The sequence below is a fragment of the Chryseobacterium sp. Leaf404 genome (assembly GCF_001424145.1).
Classification (GTDB): Bacteria; Bacteroidota; Bacteroidia; order Flavobacteriales; family Weeksellaceae; genus Chryseobacterium.
On record NZ_LMQM01000011.1, the window covers coordinates 410927 to 416970 of the forward strand.

The following is a 6044-nucleotide window of genomic DNA, read 5'->3' on the forward strand; positions in this document are numbered from 1 at the left end:
AGATTCTTATTTTATTTTCTGCTATTGAATATATTTCGGTATTTATAAAATCTGTAAGCCATAAATAATGTACCCAGGCCGCCAATCAAACCAATATAGATCAGAAAGCTTTCTTTCCTCTCATATTCATTTTTACCAATTAGAATTTGATCATCTTTTTCAACTTGAATTAAATCAATATTGATATTCTCGGTTTTGTTATTGCTTTTTTGATAATACACTTTAACCCTTTCACCGATTTTTATCTTTTTAAGCAAATCATCATATTCTTTTGACATCCTGTAAACTCCTAAATTTTCATCGAGGCCATTTAAAGACAAATAAAAGACATTTGATTTGCGCCCTTTCCTACCATAATGAATACCTATCCCTTTGTCAGTAATTACATTTTCATAATGAGCATATTTTGTTAAGTCAGGATTCTGTTTTCCATAACCGATGTAAGCAAGAAAAAAATATAAGATTGACGTTGATGCAAATAAAATTGAATTTAATAAATGTTTAGTTCTTTGATTCATCGTGTATTTCAGTTTCGATTTGTGGCTTAAAATATTTTATGAGAATATTATAAATCATTGCTACATTGCTAAACCGTTACATTGGTACATTAATTTTTGAAAGTATTCATCAGTTTATCCAGATTCAAACTCCTCGCGGAAGCATCAAAAATCTCACGGTAAGTTCCGTTCATCTGAACCAGTTCGTCATGCGTTCCGCTTTCAACAACGTGTCCTTTTTTCATCACATAAATTTTATCTGAATCTAAAATCTGGGAAAGTGAATGTGAAATAATCACCACCGTTCTTCCTTCTTTGATCGCATCTAAAGAATTTTTAATCTGTTCTGTCGCAATTGCATCGAGACTTGCCGTTGGTTCGTCAAGGAAAATAATCGGCGGATTTTTGAGGAATAGTCTTGCAATCGCAATTCTCTGTTGCTGTCCGCCTGAAAGTTGGGTGGCGTCATGCTGATATTTTTCAGGTAAATCTAAGATCTGCTCGTGGAGATAGGCTTTTTTGGCGGCTTCTTCAATCTCTTCAAAACCGGCATTCATATTTCCGTAGCGGATGTTGTCTTCGATACTACCCTGAAAAATATGGTTTTTCTGTAAAACCAAACCGAGGTCGTTTCTGAGATAAGCGTTTTCAAAATTATTAAGATCAACCTGATCCAAAATAATTTCGCCGGAATCGGGAAGGTAAAATTTACATAAAAGATTAATGATCGTAGATTTTCCGGCTCCACTGAGGCCAACCAATGCCGTGGTTTTCCCGTTTTCGATAATCATTGAAACATTGTGCAACGCCTTTGTACCGTTGGGATAAGTGAAATCGATATTTTTGAGTTCAAAATTTCCTTTGATTTTATTTTCAACAAAAGTTCCGTTTGGCTCAGTCTCTGCGTCGGCATTTAAAATTTCAAAATATCCTTCTGCATAAATCATCGCATCATTCATATCATCATAAATTCTGTGAAGCTGTCTTATAGGCGACGAAACGTTATTAAACAACATGATGTGAAGCATAATCGCTCCCAAAGTCATCTGCTGATTTAAAACGAGATAAACCGTCAATAAAATAATCAAAACCACCCCAATCTGCTCGATAAATGTTTTCAATCCCTCGTAAATGAAGCTGGTTTTTCTGGTGTACATCTGGCTTTCCATGAGTTGCATCTGGAGATCATACTGTTTCTTACCTTCAAATTTTTCGCGGACAAAACTTTTGATTACCAAAATGGAATTGATTAGATTTAAAAGTCCGGAAGTTTTCTGCTCACGCTGATTTCGGAGCTGTCTTCTTACACCGCCCAGTTTTTTCGCCTGCATTGAAGTGACATAAAAATAAATCGGGACAATAATTGTGGAAACCAAACCGACATACACATTCTGCATGTACATGATCACCAATGCAATAATGGCATTTGAAAACATCGGCAAAATATCGATGAAAAAGTTTTGAACGAGTTTGGTTAAACTCTCAATTCCACGGTCGATTCTGGTCTGAAGCTTTCCTGAAGCGTGGTTTTCATCACTAAAATAGGCAACCTTGTACGTTAAAATTTTATCGATTGCGGACTGCGCCAAGACCGAACTTACATTGATCCTGATTTTTTCGCCATAAAATTTCTGTCCGAAACTGATAAAAATATTGGCAATTTCTTTTCCCAAAAGTATCGCAGAAATAATCAGAAGCACATGAATGCCTTCCGACATCGGACTGGGAAGTTTGGTTAATTTCTCGACTTCATCAACCGTGTATTTTAAAACGACAGCATTGACCTGAGCTGTTATTGCTCCTAAAAAAGTGAGAAACAAGGTCCCATAAATCATCAGACGGTAAGGTTTGATAAATGGTTTCAGCTGTCTGTAGATCCCGAAAATACTGAGTGCTCGTGTGAAAGGTTTTGCCATGAATTGGTTTTAAATGAAAAACGTACCGTTTCTGTGAGAAAAGGTACGAATTATTGTAATAATTTAATTTATGGCGAAATATTAAATTTTAGAAAATTCTTCTGCTATTACTTTTAAGTTTTTGTTGTTTGGAAAATCTTTTCTTACAAGCTGCAGATAATCAAGAATCTCTATTTCATTTTTCATTTTCACCTGTTTGAAAAGAACTTTATAGTATTCCCTGTATCTTATTTTAGGCAAATCTGTTTGTAGAATATCTCTGAAATAATCAAAATGATTTGTAAAATCTGCCCTTTGATTCAGTGCAAAAACGTCAATTATTCTCTTTAAAAAAGCGGTCTGGTAAAAATCCAAATCTTTGTCGTACACAAATTTTTTATTTTTAATGAGGGCATCCAGATAAATCATTTTAGGTCCCATAGCACCGGGAAATTCGGCGATAAGATTGTCTATATTCCGTATAAATTCCTGAAACTGCTCTTTGGTTTCAACTTCCTTGGGACTTTTGTTCCAGTCAATCTTAGTCAAATCAAATCCTGCTTCATGAGTACCAAAATATAGAGGATTTCTTTTGATGAAAGCAACATACTTGCTGTTATCGCTGCCTGCAATACCTGCCACTGGCTGCCCAAAATAAATTTCACGATAATCGTCAAAAATATCATCACCAGGCTCGCGTTCATCTGTTATTTCAAAATACTCCTTTTCATTCTCACACTTAACTTTGAAAACCAATCTGGAATATTTCTTTGAAAAATACAGGCTGTTCTTCTTCCACAGCCCAGCATACTCAAGTATAATTTTTTTTCTAAGGCTTTCTAAATTCTTCTCATTACCATAAACGTAATAATCAGAATCTAATTTCAACAGTTGAAAATACAGTTTATCTTCTTTTGACAATTTAGGATTTTGTACAATTTTCTGTATGCTGTTTGAGAGACTGTCAAAATCGGTTACTGTGAAAATTAACTCGGATCGATCATTTAAGATTTTTCTTAATTCAATTTTTTTTACATCAAAATCATCTTTATATTTTCCGACAACATCTTTCAGGACTATCGTGTAATCATCATCATTATTTGTCACAGCAAATAACCATAACTTAAGAATCTCTTTTTCCTTTTGATTATATTCTGAAGCATCTATTATTTCATGCGTAATCTTCTTTCCTTTTGTTTGAAAATTAATCAGACTTTGCAAATAGAACTTATTTTTTGTTTTTCGGATTAATCCTTCTGTTTTAATAAATTTAATTGCTTCTTCATAATTTCCTTTTTCTGGATCACATAAACTGATTCCATAATTTAACTGATAAGAATCTTCGGATGAATCACAGAAGAAAGGGCTCGTTATGGTCAACTGCCCGTTTAAACATACAGATGTCGCACAGAATATTATAAATAAGAGTTGTCTAACCTTCAAAAACATAAGTCGTCAAATAATGTAACTCAGATTTGCTCGCTGCTTTGGAGTTTGCTTCTGCCTGTTCTAATGAATAGTTTGAATTGATTTCCTTCTTTTGGAAAACGAAAGCATTGTTGGCGTTTTTATCAACTACCTCATTGAAAATGTGTTGAATATCTGAATTTCCTAATGATGCGAAACTGATATCTTCGAAGCCGTAAAGCAATCTTAAATCATCAAACTGAGTAAAATTATCGTTTACAAAACCCTGAAGGTGAGATTTTGAATCGAAATTTCCTGCCCAGATGTTGTAAGCGTATGTTTTCTTGCTTGGCTTGTCGAAAATACTTTGGTAAACGAAATTTTCTCCTAAATAAGCTTCTCTTACCTGCGGGTCGTTTGCCAGTTCTTCGGGAAGACCTTCTTTCAGGATCTTTCCTTCGAACATGATATAGGTTTTGTTGGTAATCGCCAAAGTCTGCTGTACGTTGTGATCGGTAATCAGAATTCCGATGTTTTTGTCGGTTAAGCTTCGTACAATTTTCTGAATATCTTCAACGGCAATCGGGTCTACTCCGGCAAAAGGCTCATCCAAAAGAATAAAGCTCGGGTCGGTCGCGAGACATCTTGCAATCTCAGTTCTACGTCTTTCACCACCGGAAAGTAAATCTCCACGGTTTTTGCGGACGTGTTGAAGAGAAAACTCTTCAATCAGTTCATCACATTTGATCTGCTGCTGCTTTTTTGAAAGTTTTGTGAGTTGTAAAACACCCATGATGTTGTCTTCTACAGACAATTTTCTGAAGATGGAAGCTTCCTGAGCCAAATATCCGATTCCTTTTTGGGCACGGCGGTACATGGCATCGGTTGTGATTTCCTGTTTATCGAGGAAAATTTTCCCTGAGGTGGGTTTAACCAATCCTACAATCATGTAAAATGAAGTGGTTTTTCCGGCACCGTTCGGGCCGAGTAAACCTACAATTTCTCCCTGCTGAACCTGTACAGAAACGCCTTTTACTACTTTTTTGGGACCGTATTCTTTGATTAAGTTTTCTCCTCGTAAAATCATAAAGGCAAAGATAAAGTTTTTTTGGATTGGAATGACAGTCTGTTCCTCGGGGAAAATAAATTGACAGGATCAAATCAACGATATTACTATTCGGTATGATTATGAAATGATCCTTTGATTTAAATAGATTATAAATTTCTGCCTAAAAAAATCAATATCATCGGTTTAGTTTAAAAATTTTTAACGTACCAAACAGTAACAATCCACCAATTATCAGATATAAACCTGATGCTGACAAAACTGCAAAAATCTCATCCTGAGTGGAATAACTGCTCCATGCCGAAACTCTGTCACTGAAAACACTAAGGTTTCCAAAAAAAGTAAGTATTACAAAAAGAATAACTACAACGGGAATTGCCAACTTTTTAAAATTCAATTTGTCTGTGGCAAAAAGGATTATGGGTACTAAAATTGTACAAATTACTGAATAAAAAAGCACTTCTGACCAGTAAGAACAATTCATGCACGATGAGGAGACCTCATCAGAAAATGAATGGATAGAAAGACAGGAAGTGTGAACAGGAAAACGAAAAAGATAACTGCTGTTGTAAAATAATGTTTCATACTCATTGCTTAACCGGTTTTTGGGATTTTTCAAAAATAAACATCGCCTACGAAATACGTATCTTTGCTTATAATTTTGTACTCTTGGTGATTTTTTAGATTTCTCCAAGACTATTTTGAACTTCTTTTTCTGAATGAAATTCATTAGTTCCTTCACTTTGTGTTACAATTTTTCCACTACTTTTTTGATACGATCTTTTTGTATCTTACTCTCCTTATTTCCTGTAATCATTTCGACCATCTTACCAACAACAGTCTCATAAAGTTAGCTTCCACAGACAGATTTTTCATCATACAAATACTTTCCATTTGGCTCATTCCGACTGTATTGCTCTGATTTTCCCCACCAGAAGTATTTTGATTGTTTCCAATCGCAAAAGTCATGCTTTCTGCAAGATTTATAAACATATTCTTACAATTTAAAGTCATCGTCTCAGGTGCCGTAAGATTAATATTGCTTCCCGTTGTATCCAGATGAATTTCATTACCGCTTTTATCTGTAATAATAATACTTTCATCTTCCGTAAAGACCACTTTATGCCCGCTTCTGGTCATAATGGATTTCACTCTGTTATCAGCAAAACCGCCTAAAGC

3 protein-coding genes and 2 pseudogenes are annotated in these 6044 nt (G+C 34.9%); all 5 read right to left on the bottom strand.

Annotation, left to right across the window (positions count from 1 at the left end):
- Positions 1–11: 11 nt before the first annotated feature.
- Positions 12–518, bottom strand: coding sequence for a hypothetical protein (locus ASG31_RS11765; protein ID WP_056032544.1), 507 nt, complete (start codon positions 516–518; stop codon positions 12–14).
- Between the two features lie 89 nt (positions 519–607).
- The gene (locus tag ASG31_RS11770; protein ID WP_056032614.1) at positions 608–2332 is read right to left on the bottom strand and encodes an ABC transporter ATP-binding protein; all 1725 of its coding nucleotides are present in this window, start codon (positions 2330–2332) and stop codon (positions 608–610) included.
- Between the two features lie 162 nt (positions 2333–2494).
- Positions 2495–3772: a hypothetical protein gene (locus ASG31_RS11775; RefSeq protein ID WP_056032547.1), complete on the bottom strand. Its 1278-nt coding sequence runs from the start codon at positions 3770–3772 to the stop codon at positions 2495–2497.
- Between the two features lie 388 nt (positions 3773–4160).
- Positions 4161–4886, bottom strand: a pseudogene (gene lptB, locus ASG31_RS11780) (LPS export ABC transporter ATP-binding protein); the annotation flags it as partial.
- 792 nt (positions 4887–5678) lie between these two features.
- A pseudogene (locus ASG31_RS18575) lies at positions 5679–6044 on the bottom strand (Vgr family protein); the annotation flags it as partial.